The sequence below is a fragment of the Vreelandella hamiltonii genome, from assembly GCF_014651795.1.
GTDB classification, from domain to species: Bacteria; Pseudomonadota; Gammaproteobacteria; order Pseudomonadales; family Halomonadaceae; genus Vreelandella; species Vreelandella hamiltonii.
In genome coordinates this window covers 152,124-176,974 of record NZ_BMXO01000006.1, presented here as the reverse complement: position 1 = coordinate 176,974, position 24,851 = coordinate 152,124, and the positions used below count along the sequence as shown (strand labels likewise).

Annotated in this window: 20 protein-coding genes and 4 tRNA genes; 23 read left to right on the top strand and 1 reads right to left on the bottom strand. The window is 58.2% G+C overall.

What is annotated here, in order from left to right; genetic code table 11:
* Positions 1-372 precede the first annotated feature (372 nt).
* Positions 373-2,199, bottom strand: coding sequence for a translational GTPase TypA (gene typA, locus IE061_RS08655; protein WP_193461409.1), 1,827 nt, complete (start codon positions 2,197-2,199; stop codon positions 373-375).
* A 163-nt stretch (positions 2,200-2,362) separates the two neighbouring features.
* Here typA and IE061_RS08650 point away from each other — a divergent pair, with 163 nt between their 5' ends.
* The 23 genes from IE061_RS08650 (at position 2,363) to rplB (ending at position 24,836) form a co-directional block, all read left to right on the top strand.
* Positions 2,363-3,346, top strand: a complete 984-nt coding sequence (locus IE061_RS08650) for a biotin--[acetyl-CoA-carboxylase] ligase (protein ID WP_193461408.1) — start codon at positions 2,363-2,365, stop codon at positions 3,344-3,346.
* A complete protein-coding gene (locus tag IE061_RS08645; RefSeq protein WP_100730930.1) occupies positions 3,343-4,182 on the top strand; it encodes a type III pantothenate kinase in 840 nt (279 codons plus the stop codon). Before IE061_RS08650 ends, IE061_RS08645 begins: the two co-directional genes overlap by 4 nt.
* A gap of 140 nt (positions 4,183-4,322) precedes the next feature.
* Positions 4,323-4,406: transfer RNA gene (locus tag IE061_RS08640), tRNA-Tyr, on the top strand.
* 105 nt (positions 4,407-4,511) lie between these two features.
* Positions 4,512-4,585, top strand: a tRNA-Gly gene (locus IE061_RS08635).
* Between the two features lie 14 nt (positions 4,586-4,599).
* Positions 4,600-4,674: transfer RNA gene (locus IE061_RS08630), tRNA-Thr, on the top strand.
* Between the two features lie 143 nt (positions 4,675-4,817).
* A tRNA-Trp gene (locus IE061_RS08625) sits at positions 4,818-4,893 on the top strand.
* 71 nt (positions 4,894-4,964) lie between these two features.
* Positions 4,965-5,348 (top strand): preprotein translocase subunit SecE, encoded by a 384-nt coding sequence (secE, locus tag IE061_RS08620; RefSeq protein ID WP_016915763.1) that lies wholly within the window; start codon positions 4,965-4,967, stop codon positions 5,346-5,348.
* Between the two features lie 8 nt (positions 5,349-5,356).
* Entirely contained in the window at positions 5,357-5,890 is a 534-nt protein-coding gene (gene nusG, locus IE061_RS08615; protein WP_016915764.1) for a transcription termination/antitermination protein NusG, read from the top strand.
* Between the two features lie 120 nt (positions 5,891-6,010).
* The gene (gene rplK, locus IE061_RS08610; RefSeq protein WP_081139235.1) at positions 6,011-6,442 is read left to right on the top strand and encodes a 50S ribosomal protein L11; all 432 of its coding nucleotides are present in this window, start codon (positions 6,011-6,013) and stop codon (positions 6,440-6,442) included.
* 2 nt (positions 6,443-6,444) lie between these two features.
* The gene (gene rplA / locus IE061_RS08605) at positions 6,445-7,137 is read left to right on the top strand and encodes a 50S ribosomal protein L1 (protein ID WP_193461407.1); all 693 of its coding nucleotides are present in this window, start codon (positions 6,445-6,447) and stop codon (positions 7,135-7,137) included.
* A gap of 326 nt (positions 7,138-7,463) precedes the next feature.
* Positions 7,464-7,970, top strand: coding sequence for a 50S ribosomal protein L10 (gene rplJ / locus IE061_RS08600; protein ID WP_172515217.1), 507 nt, complete (start codon positions 7,464-7,466; stop codon positions 7,968-7,970).
* A 112-nt stretch (positions 7,971-8,082) separates the two neighbouring features.
* Positions 8,083-8,451 (top strand): 50S ribosomal protein L7/L12, encoded by a 369-nt coding sequence (gene rplL, locus IE061_RS08595; protein WP_016915768.1) that lies wholly within the window; start codon positions 8,083-8,085, stop codon positions 8,449-8,451.
* Between the two features lie 364 nt (positions 8,452-8,815).
* Positions 8,816-12,892 (top strand): DNA-directed RNA polymerase subunit beta, encoded by a 4,077-nt coding sequence (gene rpoB / locus IE061_RS08590; protein WP_039180679.1) that lies wholly within the window; start codon positions 8,816-8,818, stop codon positions 12,890-12,892.
* A 10-nt stretch (positions 12,893-12,902) separates the two neighbouring features.
* Positions 12,903-17,117: a DNA-directed RNA polymerase subunit beta' gene (gene rpoC / locus IE061_RS08585; RefSeq protein ID WP_193461406.1), complete on the top strand. Its 4,215-nt coding sequence runs from the start codon at positions 12,903-12,905 to the stop codon at positions 17,115-17,117.
* A 196-nt stretch (positions 17,118-17,313) separates the two neighbouring features.
* Positions 17,314-17,688 (top strand): 30S ribosomal protein S12, encoded by a 375-nt coding sequence (gene rpsL / locus IE061_RS08580; protein WP_009098973.1) that lies wholly within the window; start codon positions 17,314-17,316, stop codon positions 17,686-17,688.
* A 141-nt stretch (positions 17,689-17,829) separates the two neighbouring features.
* Positions 17,830-18,300, top strand: coding sequence for a 30S ribosomal protein S7 (gene rpsG, locus IE061_RS08575; protein WP_016915771.1), 471 nt, complete (start codon positions 17,830-17,832; stop codon positions 18,298-18,300).
* 167 nt (positions 18,301-18,467) lie between these two features.
* Positions 18,468-20,591, top strand: coding sequence for an elongation factor G (fusA, locus tag IE061_RS08570; RefSeq protein WP_193461405.1), 2,124 nt, complete (start codon positions 18,468-18,470; stop codon positions 20,589-20,591).
* Positions 20,592-20,620: 29 nt separating this feature from the next.
* Positions 20,621-21,814: an elongation factor Tu gene (tuf, locus tag IE061_RS08565; RefSeq protein WP_039180669.1), complete on the top strand. Its 1,194-nt coding sequence runs from the start codon at positions 20,621-20,623 to the stop codon at positions 21,812-21,814.
* Positions 21,815-21,973: 159 nt separating this feature from the next.
* Positions 21,974-22,285 (top strand): 30S ribosomal protein S10, encoded by a 312-nt coding sequence (gene rpsJ, locus IE061_RS08560; protein WP_009098983.1) that lies wholly within the window; start codon positions 21,974-21,976, stop codon positions 22,283-22,285.
* Between the two features lie 150 nt (positions 22,286-22,435).
* Positions 22,436-23,074: a 50S ribosomal protein L3 gene (gene rplC, locus IE061_RS08555; RefSeq protein WP_016915774.1), complete on the top strand. Its 639-nt coding sequence runs from the start codon at positions 22,436-22,438 to the stop codon at positions 23,072-23,074.
* A 15-nt stretch (positions 23,075-23,089) separates the two neighbouring features.
* The gene (gene rplD, locus IE061_RS08550) at positions 23,090-23,695 is read left to right on the top strand and encodes a 50S ribosomal protein L4 (RefSeq protein WP_096921646.1); all 606 of its coding nucleotides are present in this window, start codon (positions 23,090-23,092) and stop codon (positions 23,693-23,695) included.
* Positions 23,692-23,988, top strand: coding sequence for a 50S ribosomal protein L23 (gene rplW, locus IE061_RS08545; protein ID WP_016915776.1), 297 nt, complete (start codon positions 23,692-23,694; stop codon positions 23,986-23,988). Before rplD ends, rplW begins: the two co-directional genes overlap by 4 nt.
* 17 nt (positions 23,989-24,005) lie before the next feature.
* Entirely contained in the window at positions 24,006-24,836 is an 831-nt protein-coding gene (rplB, locus tag IE061_RS08540; protein ID WP_016915777.1) for a 50S ribosomal protein L2, read from the top strand.
* The last annotated feature ends 15 nt before the right edge of the window (positions 24,837-24,851 follow it).

Sequence of the window (24,851 nt, the reverse complement as noted above, 5' to 3'; positions counted from 1 at the left end):
GTGTACTCCACGACCGGGACGTGAATGCGGCCCGGAATATCCTCAGCCTCGGGGCAGGACGTTGCCCTCAAGAAGTTGGAATCCCCGTCCTTTAGGGCGGGGAGGGCGTCAAGACCGCTCATGCGCAGGAGTGTCCCTGATAGTGGTGTCGGATGGGGGTAGGTATCCAAACACTTGTAGGAAGTGTAGCGTGACAGCCCCCCGAGGGCGTCAACGATTGCGTTACTGTGCGATAGAATGGCGACGCTTTCCAGCACGCTAGCGTTTAGGTTGCGTTAATGATGATATTTGTGGACCGCTCAGCCCAGTCGACCATGGGTCGAGATAGCAAAAAGCCCGCACGATGGCGGGCTTTCGGTGTCAGCGGTCAGCTTACTTCTTGCTGGAGCGCTTGCGCTCGTTCTCTTTCAGCAGCTTCTTACGCAGACGGATGAAGCTCGGCGTCACTTCGACCAGCTCATCGGAGTCGAGGAACTCGATGGCCTGTTCCAGCGTGAACTTCACCGGCGGCGTCAACACGATGTTTTCATCGTTGCCCGACGCGCGCATGTTATCCAGCTTCTTGCCCTTGGTGGGGTTGACCACCAGGTCGTTGGCGCGGCTGTGGATACCGACCAGCATGCCTTCGTACACTTCGGTACCGTGGTCGATGATCAGCTTGCCGCGCTCTTGCAGGGTATACAGAGCGTAGGCCAGCGCCTTGCCATCCACCATGGAGACCATGACGCCGTTGCGACGCTCGATGGCGGCATCGGGCTTCAGCGGGCCGTAATGGTCGAAACGGCTGGTCAGAATGCCGGTGCCCGACGTCAGCGTCAGGAACTGGCCACGGAAGCCGATCAGACCACGTGCCGGGATGATGAAGTCGAGGCGCACACGGCCCTTGCCATCCGGGTTCATGTTGGTCAGCTCGCCCTTGCGGTAGCCCAGCTCTTCCATGATCGAGCCCTGATGCTGCTCTTCACAGTCGATGATGACTTCTTCGTAGGGCTCCTGCTTGACGCCGTCGATCTCCTTGATGATGACCTCGGGGCGACCAACGGCCAGCTCGAAGCCTTCACGACGCATGGTTTCGATCAGTACCGACAGGTGCAGTTCGCCACGGCCAGAGACCTTGAACTTCTCGGGCGTTTCGCCCTGCTCGACGCGCAGCGCCACGTTGTGGATCAGCTCCTGGTCCAGGCGATCCTTGATGTTGCGGCTGGTGACGAACTTGCCATCCTTGCCTGCGAACGGCGAATCGTTGACCTGGAAGGTCATCGAGACGGTGGGTTCGTCTACGGACAGCGGCGGCAGGGCTTCGACGGCGCTCGGGTCACACAGGGTGTCCGAGATGGACAGCTCTTCGATACCGGTGATGCAGACGATATCGCCAGCGGTGGCTTCGGTAGTTTGTACGCGCTCGAGGCCCATGTGGGTCATGACCTGGCCGATCTTGCCCTTGCGCACCTTGCCATCCACGCCGATCACCGAGATCTGCTGGTTGGGCTTCACGGAACCGCGCTTGATGCGGCCCAGGCCGATGACGCCGACGTAGCTGTTGTAGTCCAGGGCAGAGATCTGCATCTGGAACGGCCCATCGACTTCGACTTTCGGCGGCTCGACGATATCGACGATGGCCTGGAACATCGGGTCCATGTTGTCGGCCAGCTCTTCCGGGTCCATGCCCGCAATGCCGTTCAGGGCCGAGCAGTAGATGATCGGGAAGTCGAGCTGGTCGTCGGTGGCGCCCAGGTTGTCGAACAGATCGAAGATCTGGTCGATGACCCAGTCAGGCCGTGCGCCGGGGCGGTCGATCTTGTTGACCACCACGATGGGCTTGAGGCCCTGCGAGAAGGCTTTCTGGGTCACGAAGCGAGTTTGTGGCATCGGGCCATCGACGGCGTCGACCAGCAGCAGCACAGAGTCCACCATGGACATGACGCGCTCTACTTCACCACCGAAGTCGGCGTGCCCAGGGGTGTCCACGATGTTGATGTGGTAATCCTTGCCATTGCCATCTTGCCACTGAATAGCAGTGTTCTTGGCCAGGATGGTGATACCACGCTCCTTCTCCTGGTCATTGGAGTCCATGATACGCTCTTGGCCTTCGGCCTTGCGGTCGAGCGTTCCGGACTGGCTTAACAGTTTGTCTACCAAGGTAGTTTTACCGTGGTCAACGTGGGCAATAATGGCAATGTTGCGAAGATTCTCGATCACGACGCGATCCTGCTGGAAAAATAGGGCGGCATTATAGGGTCTGGGTACGGTCCACTACCAGCGCTGTCTTAAATAAAGCACCAAGTCAATAACCTAAACGCGGCAGTTTTCGCCTTCATGACGGTTCCGTTAAGATAGGCGTTTTCCCAGTTGGGGCAGGCACATGACCATCGGTAACCTGATGCGTTTGTTGAGCGATGGCGAGGTTCATTCCGGTGAACAGTTAGGGGAGGCGTTAGGCGTTTCCCGAGCCGCCGTGTGGAAACAGTTGAAGAAACTCGAAGCGCTGGGCGTCGAGCTGGTCGCCGTCAAAGGGCGAGGCTATCGCCTGGCTTACCCGCTCGAGCCGTTGGATGGCGCGCGTATCGTCGAACGGCTACCTGCGGATGCCCGCCACCTGCTGGCGCGCCTGTTCGTCGAAGACCAGCTGCCTTCCAGCAACGAGTACCTGCGTGAGCGGTTTTCACAGGGTGCAGGCCACGGTGAAGTGTGTTTCGTCGAGCTGCAGACGGCAGGGCGAGGCCGACGAGGTCGCGTCTGGTCGACGCCTTGGGGGCAGAGCCTGATGGTATCCATGGGCTGGCGCTTCGAGTCCGGCGTCAATGCTCTGGAGGGGCTGAGTCTGGCGGTGGGCGTCGTGGTCTCTCAAGTGCTCGAACAGTATGGCGTGGCGCCCAAGCTGAAGTGGCCCAACGACGTGCTGCTGGCCGAACAAGGGGACGAGCTTGGCAAGCTCGCGGGTATTCTGATCGAAGTGACGGGGGATGCCGCAGGCCCCTGTGAAGTAGTGATCGGCATTGGCATGAACTTGATGCTGCCCGATAGCCTGCGAGCGACCATCGACCAGCCGGTGGCTGCATTGTTCGATGCGCGGCCCGGCATCTCGCGTAATCAGTTGGCGGCAGACATGGTCGCTGGGTTGCTGAGCATGTTGGCGGGGTTCGAGAACGGTGGGTTCGCGCCCTGGCTCGACGCCTGGAACCAGCGCCATGCCTACTCAGGGTTGCCCATTCGGGTCATCCAGGGGGAGCGCACCAGCGATGCCGTTGCAGGAGACGTCGATGAAAGTGGTAACCTGTGGGTTACTGAAAACGGTCACTCGCGACGCCTGTCGGGCGGTGAGATTAGCGTACGTAGGCGTCTATGATTCTGGATTTGGATATCGGCAACACGCTGTCGAAGTGGCGGCTCAAGGATGCCGAGAGCAGCGAGATCCGCTCACGCGGGGCCGTATGGACCCGGGAGGAGTGGCGTCCAGGGGCGGATATTCCGGACCTGGGCGTAGTAGAAGCGGTGCGCATTTCCAGCGTGGCCAGGGCCGCCGTGCTGGACGAAACTGTCGCCCTGCTCCGCCGCCAGGTGCGTCAGGTCCATGTGGCGCGCTCGACACCCGAGGCGCTGGGCGTCGTCAACGGCTATGAGGAGCCCGGCCGCCTGGGCGTAGACCGTTGGATGGGGGCCTTGGCGGGTTACCAGCTGGCCGGCGGCTGCTGTGCGGTGGACTGCGGCAGTGCCATCACCATTGATTTCGTGTTGCCGGGCGGGGTGCATCTGGGGGGCTTCATCATCCCGGGGTTACGGTTGATGAAGGAGAGTCTCAAGCTGGGCACCCGTAATGTGGCTATCGACCCCGATAGCGAGGCCGATGCGCTGCTGGAGCCTGGCAGGCGCACGGTGGATGCCGTCAACCATGGCATCTACATGGCGGCGGTCAGTGCCATCAATCGCATTTACAGTGAGGTATGTGACCAGCAAGGAGTGGCGCTGCCCATGCTGTTGACGGGCGGGGATGCGCGGGTGGTGTCGCGCGGGGTCCAGGTGCCCCATGCCGTCTGGCCCGACATGGTGTATGGCGGCCTCGAAGCCACATTTCCGCTGACCTTCGCCGAGCGCGCAGGCAAGATGTCGGGTGCGCCGCAGGTGCCGGAGCCGGTTTCGTTGGAAAAAATTCGCGCAGGGCTTGCATTCTCCATGCTGCTTTGACAGAATGCAGCGCGTTCCAAAGCAGATGTGGTCGAGTCGCAACGCTGATTGGTTAAATCAGTAGACAGTAAAAGTCTCGAAAATAAAGAGATTTTGGCTTGACACTGTTTTGAGGGCTGGCATAATGTGCCGCCACAGCTGGAGAGGTTCCCGAGTGGCCAAAGGGAGCAGACTGTAAATCTGCCGCGAAAGCTTCGAAGGTTCGAATCCTTCCCTCTCCACCAGATTGTATGAGTGCTGATTTGTCAGTGCTTGTGAATGAAAGGCCGGTAAGCGGGCATTAGCTACTGTTTCTCGTGCAGCGGATTGTCATTCTTCAGGCAAGTTCGGCGGGCGTAGTTCAATGGTAGAACCTCAGCCTTCCAAGCTGATGGTGCGGGTTCGATTCCCGCCGCCCGCTCCAGTTTGATGTGTTTGGCTCATGTAGCTCAGGGGTAGAGCACACCCTTGGTAAGGGTGAGGTCGACGGTTCAATTCCGTCCATGAGCTCCATATTGCGAAAAAAGCGAGCGATGCTCGCTTTTTTTGTATTCGCCCGCGGCAGCGGGTGTGATGTAAGGGTTGTCAGGCGGAAAAGTTTCCGCTATCATGGCGCCCGCTCTTGCGCAGGTGGTAAATTGCGCATTTGACGATACAGGCCAGTAGCTCAATTGGCAGAGCAGCGGTCTCCAAAACCGCAGGTTGGGGGTTCGATTCCCTCCTGGCCTGCCAATCTTCCCCAGGTTGGCATGTCTTTCTAGAATTCCTTTGTCGCTCGCTGCACCCTTAGGAGTCTCGTTTTTATGAAGCCTAGTTCCGTAAAACATGGCGATGAGGTGCAACAGACGCGCCATGACGGGCTCAAGTGGGCGGCGACTGTAGCGCTGCTTGTTGTTGCAATCGTTGGTAATACCTATTTCGCCGATATTGGCCTGCTCTATCGTGTCCTTGGTGTCGTTGTGCTGTGTGCATTGGCAGGATTGATTGCACTCACTACCGCCAAGGGTCGCGACCTGATCGAGCTTGCTGTCAGCGCCAGGAAAGAGATTCAGCGCGTTGTATGGCCAACCCGTCCTGAAACCATTCAAACGACTGCCATCGTACTGGTAGCGGTGCTGGTGGTGGGGTTGATGCTGTGGTTGATTGACACTCTTCTTGGCTGGGCGATGTCCGGCGTTATTGGTTAGGAGTTTTCATGTCCAAACGTTGGTACGTCGTCCACGCTTATTCCGGCTTTGAGAAGCATGTCATGCGCTCGCTGATCGAGCGTGTGAAAATGTATGGCATGGAAGATCGCTTTGGCGAAATCCTGGTGCCGACGGAAGAAGTGGTCGAGATGCGCGACGGCAAGCGCCGCAAGAGTGAGCGCAAGTTTTATCCTGGCTATGTGCTGGTCGAGATGGAGATGGTCGACGAAACCTGGCATCTGGTGAACGAAACGCCGCGTGTCATGGGGTTCATCGGTGGCACCAAAGAGAAGCCGGCGCCCATCACCAGTCGCGAAGCCGAAGCCATTCTTCGTCGTGTGAAGGACGGCACCGACAAGCCGCGTCCCAAGACCATGTTCGAGCCGGGTCAGTCCGTGCGTGTCATCGATGGTCCATTTGCCGATTTCAACGGTGTTGTTGAAGAGGTGAACTACGACAAGAGCCGTCTGCAGGTCAGCGTGCTGATCTTTGGCCGTGCGACGCCTGTAGAGCTTGAGTTCTCTCAGGTAGAAAAAGAGTAATTTCAAATTGTTGCAGGATGGCGCCGTGGGTGCCGTCCTGGATTCATGTAAAGCAGCCCCGCGCTGCTTTACGCGTACCGGGGAGCCGTCAGGCGTTATCACCCAATTGGAGTAATTATCATGGCCAAGAAAGTACAGGCTTACATCAAACTGCAGGTTGCTGCAGGTAAAGCCAACCCGAGTCCGCCCGTAGGCCCCGCGCTGGGTCAGCACGGCGTGAACATCATGGAATTCTGTAAGGCGTTCAACGCCGCGACTCAAGAAGTTGAGCCGGGCCTGCCGACGCCTGTCGTAATTACCGTCTACTCAGACCGTAGCTTCACGTTCGTCACCAAGACACCGCCTGCTGCCGTACTGCTGAAAAAAGCAGCGGGCATCAAGTCCGGTTCTGGTGAGCCGAACAAGAAGAAGGTTGGCACCGTGACACGTGCGCAGCTGGAAGAGATCGCCAAGACCAAAGAGCCTGACATGACGGCTGCTGATCTTGAAGCCGCAGTGCGTACCATCGCTGGTAGCGCTCGCAGCATGGGCTTAAACGTGGAGGGTCTCTAATCATGGCTAAACTGTCCAAGCGCGCCAAGATGATTCGCGAGAAAGTAGACAGCAACAAGGCTTACTCTCTGGAAGAAGCCGTTGCCCTGCTTGCTGAGCTGTCAACCGTGAAGTTCAAAGAGTCTCTGGACGTTGCGATCAACCTGGGTGTTGATCCGCGTAAATCCGACCAGGTCGTTCGTGGCGCTACCGTCATGCCTAACGGCACCGGTAAAGACGTTCGCGTGGCTGTGTTCACTCAGGGTGCCAACGCCGATGCGGCTAAAGAAGCCGGCGCTGACATCGTGGGCATGGAAGAGCTGGCCGAGCAGGTCAAGAAAGGCGTGATGGATTTCGACGTCGTCATCGCTTCTCCGGATGCCATGCGCGTTGTCGGTCAGCTGGGCCAGATCCTCGGTCCGCGCGGCCTGATGCCGAACCCGAAGGTCGGTACCGTGACGCCTGATGTGGCCACTGCGGTCAAGAATGCCAAAGCGGGTCAGGTGCGTTTCCGTACCGACAAGAACGGCATCATCCATACTACGCTGGGTAAGGTCGATTTTGACGCGACCGCTGTTCAGGGTAACCTGGAAGCACTGGTAGCTGACCTGAAGAAGCTCAAGCCGAGCTCTTCCAAAGGCATCTACTTCAAGAAATTCACCCTGTCCACTACCATGGGCCCGGGTTTGACTATCGACCACTCCTCGCTGGTTTAAGCGAGTCGAGGATAGTCCCGCTGGCGGCACGAGCGAAATCTCGTGTTGCCGGTGGCTGGAACCGAGCAAGAACTTTGCGGTCCCTCGCTGAGCTTTATGCCAGATGAGGCACCGTCAAAGACCGCAGGTGCCGCCGCTTTTCTGAAGTGGCGGCTTAATCGCCCTAAAGCGCCTGCGCAGATGGTGTGGCCGCCAGTTGGTTAACGCTTTTAGCAACCGCTTTCTGGTGAGCACCATCCCCTAAGGCTTCCTGTGCCGCTGTTGGGCCTGGAAGAGATGGTAACCTCCGGAACCTTGACGGGTTTCGGCACGAAGGAGTGATCACTGTGCCACTAGCACTTGAAGGCAAGAAAGCGATTGTTGCCGAGGTCAGTGAAGCGGCCAAGGGCGCACTCTCCGTCGTAGTTGCCGATTCTCGCGGCGTCACGGTCGGTAAAATGACCGATCTGCGCAAGCAGGCGCGTGAGAATGGTGTAGAGCTGCGTGTTGTTCGTAACACGCTGGCTCGCCGCGCACTCGAAGGCACCCAGTGGGAGTGTCTGAACGAGAGCTTCGTTGGTCCTACTCTGCTGGCTTTCTCCACTGAGCATCCGGGCGCTGCCGCTCGTCTGTTCAAGGATTTCGCCAAAGATGAGAAGAACTTCGAAGTCAAAGCGTTGGCCTACGAAGGTGAGCTGATTCCGGCTGCTGACATCGATCGTCTGGCAACCCTGCCGACTTACGACGAGGCAATTGCCAAGTTGATGTCGGTCATGAAAGAAGCCTCCGCTGGCAAGCTGGTTCGTACCCTGGCCGCCCTGCGCGACCAGAAGCAAGAAGCCGAAGCTGCCTAAGCAGCGTTTCTTGCAGGCGGCGTGAACGATCGTGTTGTAGCGTTGCCTGAACCAAGCAATGAACCCTGAGTTCTCGGTCGACCGAGACTCCCGCAAAGTTAGGAATGAAACAATGGCACTGACCAAAGACGATATCATCAATGCTGTAGCCGACATGTCCGTAATGGAAGTTGTCGAGCTGATCGAAGCGATGGAAGAGAAATTCGGCGTTTCTGCTGCCGCAGCCGTTATGGCTGGTCCGGCTGCTGCTGGCGAAGCTGCTGAAGAGCAGACCGAATTCGACCTGGTACTGGCGTCTGCTGGTGACAAGAAAGTTAACGTCATCAAAGCCGTTCGTGAAATCACCGGTCTTGGCCTGAAAGAAGCCAAAGGCGCTGTTGACGGCGCTCCGGCGACCATCAAAGAAGCGATGTCCAAGGACGACGCTGAAGCTGCCAAGAAGAAGCTGGAAGAAGCTGGCGCAACCGTCGAGCTCAAGTAATCCTTGTGCTGATGGCTTTACGCGCTGCGTAAGCTTCCACGGCTGGCGGCGGGCTATCCCGCTGCCGGCCTTTTTCTGTTGTAATATGCTGCCGTGCAGCGAAACGACAGAGCCGCTGCGGTAAAAAGCAGCACAATAGCAGGACCGTTGTTGTGAAGCGTACGTTGTTGTAATGCGTCAGTTGTAAAGCGTGAGCGTGTCGGCAGGCAACAACGAAGCGCGGACAGCACTACCGTAACACTGTTATCTATCAAGATTTTTGACGGCGAGCTACCGATTGAGGAGCTTGCTGTCTGCGTCTGAAACGCCCGCGGGCAGATGACCACGCATCGGTCACCCATGGTGAACAAGCTGGGGAATACAGATGGCTTACTCATATACTGAGAAAAAACGCATCCGCAAGGATTTCGGCAAACTGCCCCAAGTGATGGATGTGCCTTACTTGCTGGCCATCCAGCTTGATTCCTACTACGACTTTCTCCAGCAGGATCGTTCGCCTGATGAGCGGCACGAAGTGGGTCTGCACGCGGCATTCAAGTCCGTGTTCCCGATCGAGAGCTTCTCGGGTAACGCCGCGCTGGAATATGTCAGCTATCGCTTCGGTACGCCGGCGTTCGATGTGAAGGAGTGTCAGCTGCGTGGCGTGACCTACTCCGCCCCGCTGCGCGTCAAGGTTCGCTTGATCATCTATGATCGCGACTCCTCGAACAAGGCTATCAAGGATATCAAAGAGCAGGAAGTCTACATGGGGGAAATCCCCCTGATGACCGAGAACGGTACCTTCGTCATCAACGGTACCGAGCGGGTAATCGTTTCCCAGCTCCACCGCTCACCCGGTGTGTTCTTCGATCATGACAAGGGCAAGAGCCACTCTTCCGGCAAGCTGCTCTACTCTGCTCGCGTGATTCCTTACCGTGGCTCATGGCTCGACTTCGAGTTCGACCCGAAAGACAACGTCTTCGTGCGTATCGACCGTCGTCGCAAGCTGCCGGCTTCCGTGCTGATGCGCGCGCTGGGCATGAGCACCGAAGAGATCCTCGACGAGTTCTTCGAAACCAGTACCTTCCATATCGAAAAGTCTGGCTTCTCCGTGGAGCTGGTTCCTTCGCGCCTGCGCGGTGAAACCGCCACCTTCGACATCAAGGATGCCGATGGTGAGCTGATCGTCGAAGAAGGCCGTCGGATCACCCAGAAGCACATCCGCCAGTTGGAAAAAGCGGGTCTGGAGCGTCTGGAAGTGCCGATGGAGTACTTGTTCGGCAAGACGCTGGCCAAAGATCAGATCGACACCAAAACGGGCGAGCTGATCTGCCCGTGCAACACCGAAATTACCCCAGAAGTGCTGGAGCGCATGGCTCAGGGCGGCATTACCCTGATCGAAACGCTCTACACCAATGACCTGGACTGCGGTTCCTTCGTTTCCGACACCCTGAAGCTGGACACCACCAGCTCGCAGCTGGAAGCGCTGGTCGAAATCTACCGCATGATGCGTCCTGGCGAGCCGCCCACCAAGGAAGCCGCCGAAACGCTGTTCCACAACCTGTTCTTCACCGAAGACCGCTACGACCTGTCGGGCGTGGGCCGGATGAAGTTCAACCGTCGTCTGCGTCGTGACTCCGACGTGGGCTCCGGTGTATTGGACCGCAAGGACATCCTCGATGTGCTGCGCGAGCTGATCAACATCCGTAACGGTTTTGGTGACGTCGACGATATCGACCACCTGGGCAACCGTCGTATCCGCTGCGTTGGCGAAATGGCCGAGAACCAGTTCCGTGTAGGTCTGGTGCGCGTCGAGCGTGCGGTGAAAGAGCGTCTGTCCATGGCGGAGAGCGAAGGCTTGATGCCCCAGGACTTGATCAACGCCAAGCCCGTGGCGGCGGCGGTTAAAGAGTTCTTCGGTTCCAGCCAGCTGTCCCAGTTCATGGACCAGAACAACCCGCTTTCCGAGGTGACTCACAAGCGTCGTGTATCGGCACTCGGCCCGGGCGGTCTGACCCGTGAGCGTGCAGGCTTCGAAGTACGTGACGTACACGCCACGCACTACGGTCGTCTGTGCCCGATCGAAACGCCGGAAGGCCCGAACATCGGTCTGATCAACTCGCTGGCCACCTACAGCCATACCAACAGCTATGGCTTCCTGGAAACGCCGTACCGCAAAGTGAATGCCTGTCAGGTCACCGACGACATCGTTCACCTGTCGGCGATCGAGGAGGGCGACTTCGTTATCGCCCAGGCGTCGGCGGCGGTAGACGAGTCCGGCAAGCTGATCGATGACCTGGTGCAGGTACGCCACCGCGGCGAAACCACCTTCATGCGTCCTGAGCAAGTGACGCTGATGGACGTGTCTCCGCGTCAGGTTGTATCGGTCGCAGCGGCCCTGATCCCGTTCCTGGAGCACGATGACGCCAACCGCGCCTTGATGGGTGCGAACATGCAGCGTCAGGCCGTTCCGACCCTGCGTGCCGACAAGCCGCTGGTCGGTACCGGCATGGAGCGTTTCGTTGCCCGTGACTCCGGCGTTTGTGCCGTGGCGCGCCGTGGCGGTGTCATCGACTCCGTGGATGCGCGTCGTGTGGTGGTGCGGGTCAACGAAGATGAAATCATCGGCGGTGAAGCCGGCGTCGACATCTACAACCTGACCAAGTACACCCGCTCCAACCAGAACACCTGTATGAACCAGCGCCCCATCGTGCGGCCTGGCGACAGCGTGGCACGCGGCGATATTCTGGCCGACGGTCCGTCTGTCGACATGGGTGATCTGGCCCTGGGCCAGAACATGCGCATCGCGTTCATGCCCTGGAACGGTTACAACTTCGAAGACTCCATCCTGCTCTCCGAGCGTGTCGTTCAGGAAGATCGCTTCACCACGATTCACATTCAGGAACTGACCTGTGTGTCGCGTGACACCAAGCTGGGGCCGGAAGAGATCACTTCCGATATCCCCAACGTCGGTGAATCGGCGCTGGGCAAGCTGGACGAAGCGGGCGTTGTGTACATCGGTGCCGAAGTCGGCCCCGGCGACATTCTGGTGGGTAAGGTAACGCCGAAAGGTGAAACCCAGCTGACACCGGAAGAGAAGCTGCTGCGCGCCATCTTCGGTGAGAAAGCCTCTGACGTGAAAGACACCTCCCTGCGCGCCCCCACCGGCATGAAGGGTACGGTCATCGACGTTCAGGTGTTCACCCGTGACGGCGTCGAGAAGGACTCCCGTGCCCTGTCCATCGAGCAGATGCAGCTGGACGAAGTACGCAAGGACCTGCAGGAGACCTACCGGATCGCCGAAGACGCGACGTTCGAGCGTCTGAAACGCACCCTGGAAGGTCAGGCCGTCAACGGTGGCCCGAACCTGAAAAAAGGCGACGTGCTGAGCGAGACGTACCTGGACGAACTGCCCCGTCAGCAGTGGTTCAAGCTGCGCATGCAGGACGAAGCCTACAACGAACTGCTGGCCCAGGCCGATGAGCAGCTCGAAAACCGCCGTAAAGAGATGGACGAGCGTTTCGAAGACAAGAAACGCAAGCTGACCCAGGGCGACGACCTCGCGCCGGGCGTGCTGAAAATCGTCAAGGTCTACATGGCGGTCAAGCGTCGCATCCAGCCAGGCGACAAGATGGCCGGTCGTCACGGTAACAAGGGTGTTATCTCTGCGATCATGCCCATCGAAGACATGCCGTTCGACGAGAAGGGCGAGCCGGTGGACGTGGTACTGAACCCGCTGGGTGTACCGTCGCGCATGAACGTCGGTCAGATCCTGGAAACCCACCTGGGCATGGCGGCACGTGGCCTGGGCGTCAAGATCGAGGCCATGCTGCGTGATGCGCGTGGCCAGCAGGTTGCGGAAATTCGTGACTTCCTGGGGCAGGTCTACAACACGCCTGGCACCCGCATGGAGGACATCGATTCGCTGACCGACGAGGAAATCATCGCGCTGGCGAAAAACCTCAAAGGCGGTGTGCCCATGGCCACGCCGGTGTTTGACGGTGCCAAAGAGCACGAGATCAAGCACCTGCTGAAGCTGGCAGACATTCCGGAATCCGGTCAGATGGCGCTGTACGATGGTCGTACCGGCGATGCCTTCGACCGCCCGGTCACCGTTGGCTACATGTACATGCTGAAGCTCAACCACTTGGTAGACGACAAGATGCACGCGCGTTCTACCGGTTCTTACTCGCTGGTGACTCAGCAGCCCTTGGGTGGTAAGGCACAGTTCGGTGGTCAGCGCTTCGGTGAGATGGAAGTGTGGGCGTTGGAAGCCTACGGCGCTGCGTACACGCTACAAGAGATGCTCACCGTCAAGTCGGACGACGTCGAAGGCCGCACCAAGATGTACAAGAACATCGTGGATGGCGACCACACCATGCAGGCAGGCATGCCGGAATCCTTCAACGTACTCGTGAAGGAAATCCGCTCGCTGGGCATCGATATCGAGTTAGAGAGCTAGGAGCCGTCATATGAAAGATTTGGTGAAAGTACTCAAATCGCAGTCTCAGTCCGAAGAGTTCGACGCGATCAAGATTACCCTCGCGTCGCCGGACATGATTCGCTCCTGGTCGTTTGGCGAGGTGAAGAAGCCCGAGACCATCAACTACCGTACCTTCAAGCCGGAACGGGATGGTCTGTTCTGCGCCAAGATTTTTGGCCCGGTCAAGGACTACGAGTGTCTGTGCGGCAAGTACAAGCGCATGAAGCACCGTGGCATCATTTGTGAGAAGTGTGGCGTCGAAGTCACCAAGGCGGCCGTGCGCCGTGAGCGCATGGGCCACATCGAGCTGGCCTCGCCGGTCGCTCACATCTGGTTTTTGAAATCACTGCCGTCGCGTATCGGCATGTTCCTCGATATGACCCTGCGTGATATCGAGCGCGTGCTCTATTTCGAAAGCTTCGTGGTCATCGACCCGGGCATGACCACGCTGGAGCGTGGTCAGCTGCTCAACGACGAGCAGTACTTCGAAGCCCTGGAAGAGTTCGGCGATGACTTCGACGCCCGCATGGGTGCCGAAGCCGTTCAGGAACTGCTCAAGGACATTGATCTGGAAGAAGAGATCAACACGCTGCGCGAAGAAATTCCGCAGACCAACTCTGAAACCAAGATCAAGAAGCTCTCCAAGCGCCTGAAGCTGCTCGAAGCGTTCTACCACTCCGGCAATGCGCCGGCGTGGATGGTCATGGAAGTGCTGCCCGTGCTGCCGCCGGATCTGCGACCGCTGGTACCGCTGGACGGTGGCCGCTTCGCGACCTCCGATCTCAACGACCTCTACCGTCGTGTGATCAACCGTAACAACCGCCTGAAGCGTCTGCTGGACCTCAATGCGCCGGACATCATCGTACGCAACGAGAAGCGTATGCTGCAGGAAGCGGTGGATGCGCTGCTGGACAACGGCCGTCGCGGCCGTGCCATCACTGGCTCCAACAAGCGTCCGCTGAAATCCCTTGCCGACATGATCAAGGGTAAGCAGGGCCGTTTCCGTCAGAACCTTCTGGGTAAGCGTGTCGACTACTCCGGCCGTTCGGTCATCACCGTGGGCCCGACCCTGCGTCTGCACCAGTGTGGTCTGCCGAAGAAGATGGCCCTCGAGCTGTTCAAGCCGTTCATCTACTCCAAGCTGCAGTCGCTGGGCCATGCGTCCACGATCAAAGCCGCGAAGAAGATGGTCGAGCGTGAACTGCCGGAAGTGTGGGATATTCTGGCCGACGTCATCCGCGAACACCCGGTACTGCTCAACCGTGCACCGACCCTGCACCGTCTGGGTATCCAAGCGTTCGAACCGCTGCTGATCGAAGGCAAGGCGATCCAGCTGCACCCGCTCGTCTGTGCGGCTTACAACGCCGACTTCGACGGTGACCAGATGGCGGTCCACGTACCGCTGACCCTGGAAGCCCAGCTCGAAGCGCGTGCGCTGATGATGGCCACCAACAACGTGCTGTCGCCTGCCAACGGCGAGCCGATCATCGTGCCGTCGCAGGACGTTGTTCTGGGTCTGTACTACATGACCCGCGAAAAGATCAACGCCAAGGGCGAAGGCATGGTGTTCTCCGACCTCAACGAGGTAGAGCGTGCCTTCGGTACTCAGTCCGTCTCGCTGCATGCCCGCGTCAAAGTGCGCCTGGATGAAGTGGACGTCGACGAAGAGACCGGCGAGCGCTCCGAGCATCGTCGCCTGTACGACACCACCGTGGGTCGTGCCCTGCTGTTCCGCATTCTGCCGGAAGGCGTACCGTTCGCGCTGATCGATCAGCCGATGAAGAAGAAGGCGATCTCCAGCCTGATCAACGAGGTGTATCGTCGCGCGGGCCTCAAGCCCACGGTCATCTTCGCTGACCAGCTGATGTACACCGGCTTCCGTCTGGCGACCTGGTCCGGCGCCTCGATCGGTGTCAATGACTTCGTCATTCCCGACGCCAAGACCGATATCGTCGAAGCGGCCGAAGCCGAAGTCAAAGAGATCGAAGACCAGTTCTCGTCCGGTCTGGTGACCGCAGGCGAGAAATACAACAAGGTTATCGACATCTGGTCCAAGGCCAACGACAAGGTGGCCAAGGCGATGATGGTAGGTATCTCCAAGGAGACCGTCGTCGACCGTGAAGGCAATGAAGTGGAGCAGGACTCCTTCAACAGCGTCTTCATCATGGCCGATTCCGGTGCCCGTGGTAGCGCCGCCCAGATCCGTCAGCTGGCGGGTATGCGTGGCCTGATGGCCAAGCCGGATGGCTCGATCATCGAAACCCCCATCGTGGCCAACTTCCGTGAAGGTCTGAACGTACTGCAGTACTTCATCTCGACCCACGGTGCGCGTAAAGGTCTGGCGGATACGGCCCTGAAAACGGCCAACTCCGGTTACCTGACTCGCCGTCTGGTCGACGTGGCCCAGGATCTGGTGATCACCGAAATCGACTGTGGCACCGAGAACGGTCTGACGCTGCACCCGATTATCGAGGGTGGCGACATCATCGTACCGCTGTCACAGCGTGTACTGGGCCGAGTGGTGGCGCAGGACGTCATCGATCCGAGCACCGAAGAAGTACTGATCCCGCGCAACACGCTGCTCGACGAGAAGTGGTGTGCGTCGCTGGACACCATGGGTGTGGACGAGATCATCGTGCGCTCCACCATCACCTGTGACACCGCGCACGGCGTTTGTTCGTCCTGCTACGGTCGTGACTTGGCGCGTGGCCATCAGGTCAACATCGGTGAGTCGGTGGGTGTCATCGCTGCCCAGTCCATCGGTGAGCCGGGTACCCAGCTGACCATGCGTACGTTCCACATCGGTGGTGCGGCATCGCGTTCTTCGGCGGTCGACAGCGTACAGGTGAAGCACGGCGGTAAAGTACGCCTGCACAACATCAAGCACGTTGAGCGTGCCGACGGCAAACTGGTGGTGGTGTCTCGTTCAAGCGCCCTGGCCGTCGCCGACGATCATGGTCGTGAGCGTGAGTACTACAAACTGCCTTACGGTGCCGAGCTGTCGGTTCGCGACGGTGACGTCGTCGACGCTGGCACGGTCGTGGCCAAGTGGGACCCGCACACCCATCCGATCATTGCGGAAGTGGAAGGTAAGGCCCAGTTCATCGATCTCGACGAAGGTGTCACCATGCACCGCAGCGTCGATGAAATGACCGGTCTCTCCTCCATCGAGGTCATCGAGTCGGCCGCCCGCCCGATGGCCGGCCGCGACAAGCGCCCGATGGTGATGCTGCAGGACGCCGCAGGCGAGTACGTGTCCGTGTCCGGTTCCAACACGCCGGTACAGTACCTGCTGCCCGGCAACTCGATCATCTCCGTGGACGACGGCTCGACCATCGGTGTGGGTGAAGTCGTTGCCCGTATCCCGGTAGAAGCCTCGGGTAACAAGGACATCACCGGTGGTCTGCCGCGCGTAGCCGACCTGTTCGAAGCGCGTAAGCCGAAAGAGTCGGCCATCCTGGCGGAAATCAGCGGTGTGGTGAGCTTCGGTAAAGAGACCAAGGGCAAGCGTCGTCTGACGATCACCCCGGAATCTGGCGATCCGTTCGAAGCGCTGATTCCGAAATGGCGTCAAATCGCCGTCTTCGAAGGCGAGACGGTCGAGAAGGGCGAAGTGATTTCCGATGGCCCGAGCAACCCGCACGACATCCTGCGCCTGCTGGGTGTGGCGGAGCTGGCCAAGTACATCACTGCCGAAGTACAGGACGTATACCGTCTGCAAGGCGTAGGCATCAACGACAAGCACATCGAAGTTATCGTGCGTCAGATGCTGCGCAAGGTAGAGATCACCGATTCCGGCGACTCTGACTTCATCACCGGCGACCAGGCAGAACTGGTGCGCGTGCTGGAGCAGAACGAGCGTCTGGAGAAAGAAGGCAAGTTCCCGGCCAAGTACCAACGCTTGCTGCTGGGGATCACCAAGGCCAGCTTGGCCACCGAATCGTTCATTTCGGCGGCGTCGTTCCAGGAAACGACCCGTGTATTGACCGAAGCGGCGGTAACCGGCAAGCGCGATTACCTGCGTGGCCTGAAAGAAAACGTGGTAGTTGGACGTCTGATTCCGGCAGGTACCGGTCTGACTCACCACGCAGAGCGTCGTCGCAAGCGCGAAGACGTAGAGCGTCTGTTCAACCCCTCGGCTACCGAGGTTGAGCAGGAGCTGGGTGCTCAGTTGACCGCCCTGGATTCAGACGACGATCTGTAACCCAGGACAGGCCAAGAGCAGCCAAGAGCGGCTGGCCCTGAATGGCAGAACCTGGTGGTAAACCACCGCCAGGGCTTGACGCCAGGCAGGGTCAGCCTTTAGAATGCGCAGCCTTTAACAGTGGGGTGGGTGCGCCCGCATCCGCTGCTTGCATTTGTTAATAGGCCAAGGCAACCATTGGAGTCAGCTAAACACCATGGCAACGATTAATCAGCTAGTGCGCAAGCCGCGCAAGCGCCCCGTCACCAAGAGTGACGTGCCTGCGCTTCAGGCATGCCCGCAAAAGCGCGGCGTTTGTACGCGCGTTTACACCACCACCCCCAAGAAGCCGAACTCGGCCCTGCGTAAGGTTTGCCGTGTGCGCCTGACCAACGGTTTCGAAGTCTCTTCTTACATCGGTGGTGAAGGTCACAACCTCCAGGAGCACTCTGTTGTTCTGATTCGCGGCGGTCGTGTAAAGGATTTGCCAGGTGTGCGTTATCACACCGTTCGTGGCGCCCTTGACACCTCTGGCGTACAGAACCGTAAGCAGGGTCGTTCCAAGTACGGTACCAAGCGTCCGAAGTCCTAAGGCGCTGAACGCAGCCTCATGGAGCGCTGCGGTGTTACCTTTTAACCGAATATGATGGTCTGATAAGAGTAAGGTCGGGCGGCGCCAAAGGCGCAAACAGGTTCCGGGTTTACCTGAAGGATCCTTAATTGAGGGCTTATCATGCCTAGAAGAAGAGTTGTAGCTAAGCGCGAAATCCTGCCGGATCCCAAGTTCGGAAGTGAGCGTCTGGCGAAGTTCATGAACCACCTGATGGTCAGCGGCAAGAAGTCCGTAGCTGAGCGCATCGTCTATGGTGCGTTGGACAAGGTTGCCGAGCGTAGTAAAGAAGAGCCGCTGGAAATCTTCGACAAGGCGCTGGAAACCATCCAGCCGATGGTCGAAGTAAAGTCGCGCCGCGTGGGTGGTGCTACTTATCAGGTGCCGGTTGAAGTTCGTCCGTCACGCCGCCAAGCGCTGGCAATGCGCTGGCTGGTAGACGCTGCGCGTCGTCGCGGTGAGAAAACGATGGTTCAGCGCCTGGCAGGTGAAATGCTGGATGCCGCTGAAGGCAAGGGCTCTGCTGTCAAGAAGCGTGAAGACGTGCACCGTATGGCAGAAGCCAACAAGGCCTTCTCTCACTATCGTTTCTAAGCTCGACGTTTCTGGGCTCGTGTCTTTTTCTGTCGGTTGCAGTGCGTTAAAGGGTTTTATCGTCATGTTGCAACACGCCGCCGCTATCGTTGTCGATGGCGGCGGTAGCATAAGCAGAAATGGCACCGCTGGATTAACGAGCATCACCAACTAACGGGAGTTTCACCGTGGCACGCAAGACTCCACTGAATCGCTATCGTAATATCGGTATCGTGGCGCACGTTGATGCGGGTAAAACCACAACAACCGAGCGCGTACTGTTCTATACGGGTCTGAACCACAAGTTGGGTGAGACGCATGAGGGTGCGTCTACAACTGACTGGATGGAGCAGGAGCAAGAGCGTGGGATCACTATCACCTCTGCTGCAGTAACCACTTTTTGGCGGGGTATGGCTCAGCAGTTCGACGAGCACCGTATCAACATCATCGATACCCCTGGGCACGTTGACTTCACCATTGAAGTCGAGCGTTCGCTGCGTGTTCTCGATGGTGCGGTCGTTGTGCTGTGCGGTTCCTCCGGCGTTCAGCCGCAGACCGAAACCGTATGGCGTCAGGCCAACAAATACGAAGTTCCGCGCATGGTGTTCGTCAACAAGATGGACCGTACCGGCGCTGACTTCTTCATGGTTGTCAACCAGCTGAAAGAGCGTCTGGGTGCCAACGCTGTGCCGATCCAGATCAACTGGGGCACGGAAGAAGACTTCAAGGGCGTTATCGACCTGATCGAGATGAAGGCTATCTTGTGGGACGAAGAAAGCCTGGGCATGAAGTTCGAGCTGGTGGACATTCCTGCGGAGCTGCAAGAGACCGCTGAAGAGTACCGCGAGCAGATGGTCGAAGCCGCTGCCGAAGCGTCCGAAGAGCTGATGGACAAGTACCTTGAAGAAGGCGAGCTGAGCGTCGCTGAAATCAAGGCAGGTCTGCGTGCTCGTACACTGGCCAACGAAATCGTTCTGGTCACCTGTGGTTCTGCGTTCAAGAACAAAGGTGTTCAGGCGGTTCTGGATGGTGTTATCGAGTACATGCCTTCGCCGACAGAAGTCAAGGCGATCGAAGGTGAGCTTGACGACAAGGATGGCACCATTGCCACTCGTGTTGCCGACGACAGCGCTCCGTTCGCCGCTCTGGCGTTCAAGATTGCTACCGACCCCTTCGTAGGTACCCTGACCTTCATTCGCGTCTACTCGGGCGTTCTGAAGTCTGGTGATGGCGTCTACAACTCCGTCAAGCAGAAGAAAGAGCGCGTTGGTCGTATCGTTCAGATGCACGCCAATTCGCGTGAAGAGATCAAGGAAGTACTCGCGGGCGATATCGCGGCCTGTATCGGCCTGAAAGATGTCACCACCGGTGACACACTGTGCGATATCGACAACAAGATCGTTCTCGAGCGCATGGAGTTCCCGGAGCCGGTTATTTCCGTTGCCGTCGAGCCGAAGTCCAAGGCGGACCAGGAAAAGATGGGTATCGCACTGGGCAAGCTGGCCCAGGAAGATCCTTCCTTCCAGGTCAAGACCGACGAAGAGACCGGTCAGACCATCATCTCCGGTATGGGTGAGCTGCACCTGGACATCATCGTTGACCGTATGCGTCGCGAGTTCAAGGTAGAAGCCAATATCGGTAAGCCGCAGGTCGCCTACCGCGAAACCATTCGCGGCAGCGTCGAGCAGGAAGGCAAGTTCGTTCGTCAGTCTGGTGGTCGTGGTCAGTTCGGTCACGTCTGGCTGCGCATCGAGCCGCTGACTGCAGAAGAGAAGGGTGAAGGCGAAGAAGAAATCTTCTTCAAGTTCAACTCTGAAATCGTGGGTGGTGTGGTTCCCAAGGAATACGTCCCTGCGGTTGAAAAGGGTGCTTTCGAGCAGCTGAAAAACGGTGTCATCGCGGGTTACCCGATGATCGACGTCAAAGTCACGCTGTTTGATGGTTCCTACCATGACGTGGACTCGAACGAGACTGCGTTCAAGATTGCTTCTTCCATGGCAGTGAAAGAAGGTGCCCGGAAGGCCAAGGCCGTGCTGCTGGAGCCGGTGATGAAGGTCGAAGTCGTGACCCCCGAAGATTTTATGGGTGACGTCATGGGCGACCTGAACCGTCGTCGCGGCCTGGTGCAGGGCATGGATGACTCTTCCTCTGGTAAAGTCATTCGTGCAACGGTGCCACTGGGTGAGATGTTCGGTTACGCAACCGATCTGCGCTCACAGACCCAGGGCCGTGCGAGCTACTCTATGGAGTTCGCGAAGTACGAGGAGGCGCCCTCCAGCGTCGTTGAAGCCGTCATCAACCAAAACGGTTAACCGTTAGCTAACGTAAAGAGGTTATAGCAGTGGCTAAGGAAAAATTTGAACGTTCCAAACCGCACGTCAACGTCGGCACCATCGGTCACGTCGACCACGGTAAAACGACTCTGACAGCGGCCCTGACCCGCGTGTCTGCTGAGGTTTTCGGCGGCGACTGGCGTGCATTCGATACTATCGATAACGCACCGGAAGAGCGTGAGCGTGGTATCACCATCGCGACTTCTCACGTTGAGTACCAGTCCGAGCAGCGTCACTACGCGCACGTTGACTGCCCGGGGCACGCTGACTACGTCAAGAACATGATCACTGGTGCTGCTCAGATGGACGGCGCTATCCTGGTATGTTCTGCCGCTGACGGCCCCATGCCGCAGACTCGCGAGCACATCCTGCTGTCTCGTCAGGTTGGCGTTCCGTTCATCGTTGTGTTCCTGAACAAAGCGGACATGGTCGATGACGAAGAGCTGCTCGAGCTGGTCGAAATGGAAGTTCGTGAACTTCTGAACGAGTACGACTTCCCGGGTGACGACACGCCGATCATCACTGGTTCTGCGCTGATGGCTCTGAACGGTGAAGACGAGAACGGCATGGGTACCACCGCCGTTACCAACCTGATCAAAGCTCTGGATGACTACATCCCTGAGCCGGAGCGTGCTATCGACCAGCCGTTCCTGATGCCGATCGAAGACGTATTCTCTATCTCTGGCCGTGGTACTGTTGTTACCGGTCGTGTAGAGCGCGGTATCGTTAAAGCCGGTGAAGAAGTGGAAATCGTGGGTATCCGCGACACCACCAAAACTACCGTTACTGGCGTTGAAATGTTCCGTAAGCTGCTCGACGAAGGTCGTGCAGGTGAGAACGTTGGCGCGCTGCTGCGTGGTACCAAGCGTGATGACGTCGAGCGTGGCCAGGTTCTGGCCAAGCCGGGCACCATCAACCCGCACACCACGTTCGAAGCCGAAGTATACGTACTGTCCAAAGAAGAAGGTGGTCGTCACACGCCTTTCTTCAAGGGCTACCGTCCCCAGTTCTACTTCCGTACCACTGACGTAACTGGTACTTGTGAACTGCCGGAAGGCGTTGAAATGGTAATGCCGGGCGATAACATCAAAATGGTTATCACCCTGATCGCTCCGATCGCCATGGACGAAGGTCTGCGCTTCGCTATCCGCGAAGGTGGCCGTACCGTAGGTGCTGGCGTCGTAGCCAAGATCGTCAAGTAAGCTGTTGGCTTGATGATGCAAGGGGGCTCGCAAGAGCCCCCTTTTCTGCGCACCAATCGCAAATGTTTGACATGGCCGATTGGCGTGCCTATAATGCGCATCCTTTGAATGCGTGGGTAGACGGCTCGCGCCGTCGACATCCATTGGAGTTTAGGGCAAATGCAGAACCAAAAGATTCGCATTCGGTTGAAAGCGTTCGACCATCGCCTGATCGATCAGTCCACTGCGGAAATCGTTGAAACCGCTAAGCGTACTGGTGCTCAGGTTCGTGGTCCGATCCCGCTGCCGACCAACCGCGAGCGCTATACCATCCTGATTTCTCCGCACGTCAACAAGGACGCGCGCGATCAGTATGAGATTCGCACTCACAAGCGTGTGCTCGACATCGTTGAGCCGACCGAGAAAACCGTTGATGCGCTGATGAAGCTCGACCTCGCCGCTGGCGTAGACGTGCAAATCAAGCTCGACTAATACACTAGACACTTTGCGGCCCAGCGCTCATCGCCATCTGTCGAGAGCAGCAGCCGCCGCGCCGTGAGGCGCCACACAATGTGCTAGTGGAATGCTCTGGAAAGGGCAGCCATAGCGGGTGATAGCCCCGTACACTATAGGAGACTGAGCATGACTATCGGTTTAGTCGGTATCAAGGCCGGGATGACCCGCGTCTTTACCGAAGACGGCGCATCCGTGCCCGTGACCGTTATTGAAGTTGATCCTAACCGTGTAACGCGCGTCAAGACGCTTGAGTCTGACGGCTACGCAGCGGTTCAGGTCACTACTGGTTCTCGTAAAGCCAAGCACCTCACCAAAGCGCAAGCGGGTCAGTTTGCCAAGGCGGGTGTCGAGGCTGGTCGTTCGCTGATGGAATTCCGCCTTGCAGAAGGCGAAGAAGCTCCTGAAGTGGGTGGCGAACTCACCGTATCCCTCTTCGAAGCTGGTCAAAAGATCGACGTGACCGGCACCTCTAAGGGTAAAGGCTTCCAGGGTGCTGTTAAGCGCTGGAACTTCCGTACCCAAGACAACAGCCATGGTAACTCCCTGTCGCATCGTGCGCCGGGTTCTATCGGCATGTGTCAGACACCTGGTCGCGTATTCAAGGGCAAGAAAATGGCCGGTCAAATGGGTAACACCCGTTGCACCGTACAGAGCCTTGAAATCGTCCGTGTCGACGCCGAGCGTAACCTGCTGCTGATCAAGGGCGCTGTACCGGGAGCGACCGGTAGCAACGTTATCGTTCGCAGCGCCGTGAAAGCTGGCTGAAGGGGATAATTACCAATGAATCTGAATCTTGCTGCAGGCACGGGTACCGTTGAAGTAGCCGACGCCACTTTTGGCAAAGAATTCAACGAAGCGCTGGTGCATCAGGTCGTCACTGCCTATCTGGCAGCTGGTCGTCAGGGTACACGCGCTCAAAAGAGCCGTTCCGACGTGCGTGGCGGTGGTAAGAAGCCGTGGCGTCAGAAGGGTACCGGTCGTGCACGCGCTGGTACTATCCGCTCTCCGCTGTGGCGCAGTGGTGGTGTTACTTTCGCGGCGCGTCCTCAGGACTACACCCAGAAAGTAAACCGCAAGATGTACCGCGCGGCGATGCGCTCCATCCTGTCTGAGCTGGTCCGTCAAGAGCGCCTGGTCGCGATTGAAGAGTTCAGCGTAGAAGCGCCGAAGACCAAGCAGGTAGCTGCCAAGCTGAAAGAGCTCAACCTTGAGAAAGTGTTGATCGTCACTGAAGAAGTCGACGAAACGCTCTATCTGGCCGCACGCAACCTTCCCCACGTTGACGTGGTGGATGTCGCTGCAGCTGATCCGGTGAGCCTGGTTGCCTTTGACAAGGTCCTGGTCACCGTCTCCGCCCTGCGTAAATTCGAGGAGAAGCTGGCATGAACCAGGAACGCGTATTCAAGGTTCTGCTTGGACCGCACGTGACCGAAAAGGCCGCGATGGCAGCCGAGCGCAACCAGTACGTTTTCAAGGTGGCACCCGATGCTACCAAGCCCGAGATCAAGAAAGCCGTTGAAGCACTGTTCGGCAAGAAGGTCGGTGGCGTTCAGGTACTGAACGTCAAGGGTAAAACCAAGCGTACTGCTCACGGCGTTGGCCTGCGTAAGGGTTACCGCAAGGCGTATGTGACCCTGGCTGCGGGTGAAACACTCGAAGACTTCTCTGGCGCCGAATAAGGGCAGGAGTACGGATAATGGCAATCGTCAAGACCAAACCCACATCCGCCGGTCGTCGCCACGTCGTCAAGATCGTTGGTGAGGAACTGTACAAGGGCCGTGCTTATGCACCGCTTTTGGAAAAACAGTCCAAGTCCGGTGGCCGTAACAACTACGGTCGCATCACCACCCGCCACGTGGGCGGTGGTCACCGTCATCACTATCGGTTGATCGACTTCAAGCGCACCAAGGATGGCATTCCGGCCACCGTTGAGCGTCTGGAGCACGACCCGAACCGCAGTGCGCACATTGCACTGCTGAAATATGCCGATGGCGAGCGTCGTTACATCATTGCACCGAAAGGCGTCAGCGCCGGTGACGTGCTGGAATCTGGTGTCAACGCGCCCATCAAGAAAGGCAATGCCTTGCCGCTGCGTAACATCCCGCTCGGTTCTACCGTTCACGGTATCGAACTGAAGCCGGGTAAAGGCGCGCAGATTGCTCGCAGTGCCGGTACTAGCGCTCAGCTGGTTGCTCGTGAAGGTAACTACGCCACCCTGCGTCTTCGCTCTGGCGAAATGCGCAAGGTCCTGGCCGAGTGCCGCGCGACCCTGGGCGAAGTGAGCAACTCCGAGCACAGCCTGCGTCAACTTGGCAAGGCCGGTGCGAAGCGCTGGAGAGGCGTGCGTCCGACAGTTCGCGGCGTCGCGATGAACCCTGTGGATCACCCGCACGGTGGTGGCGAAGGCCGCACCAGCGGTGGCCGTCACCCCGTAACTCCGTGGGGCGTGCCGACCAAGGGTCACAAGACGCGTAAGAACAAGCGCACCGACAAGCTGATCGTACGTCGTCGTAACAAGACGCGTTGATCTAAATTGCCAAGA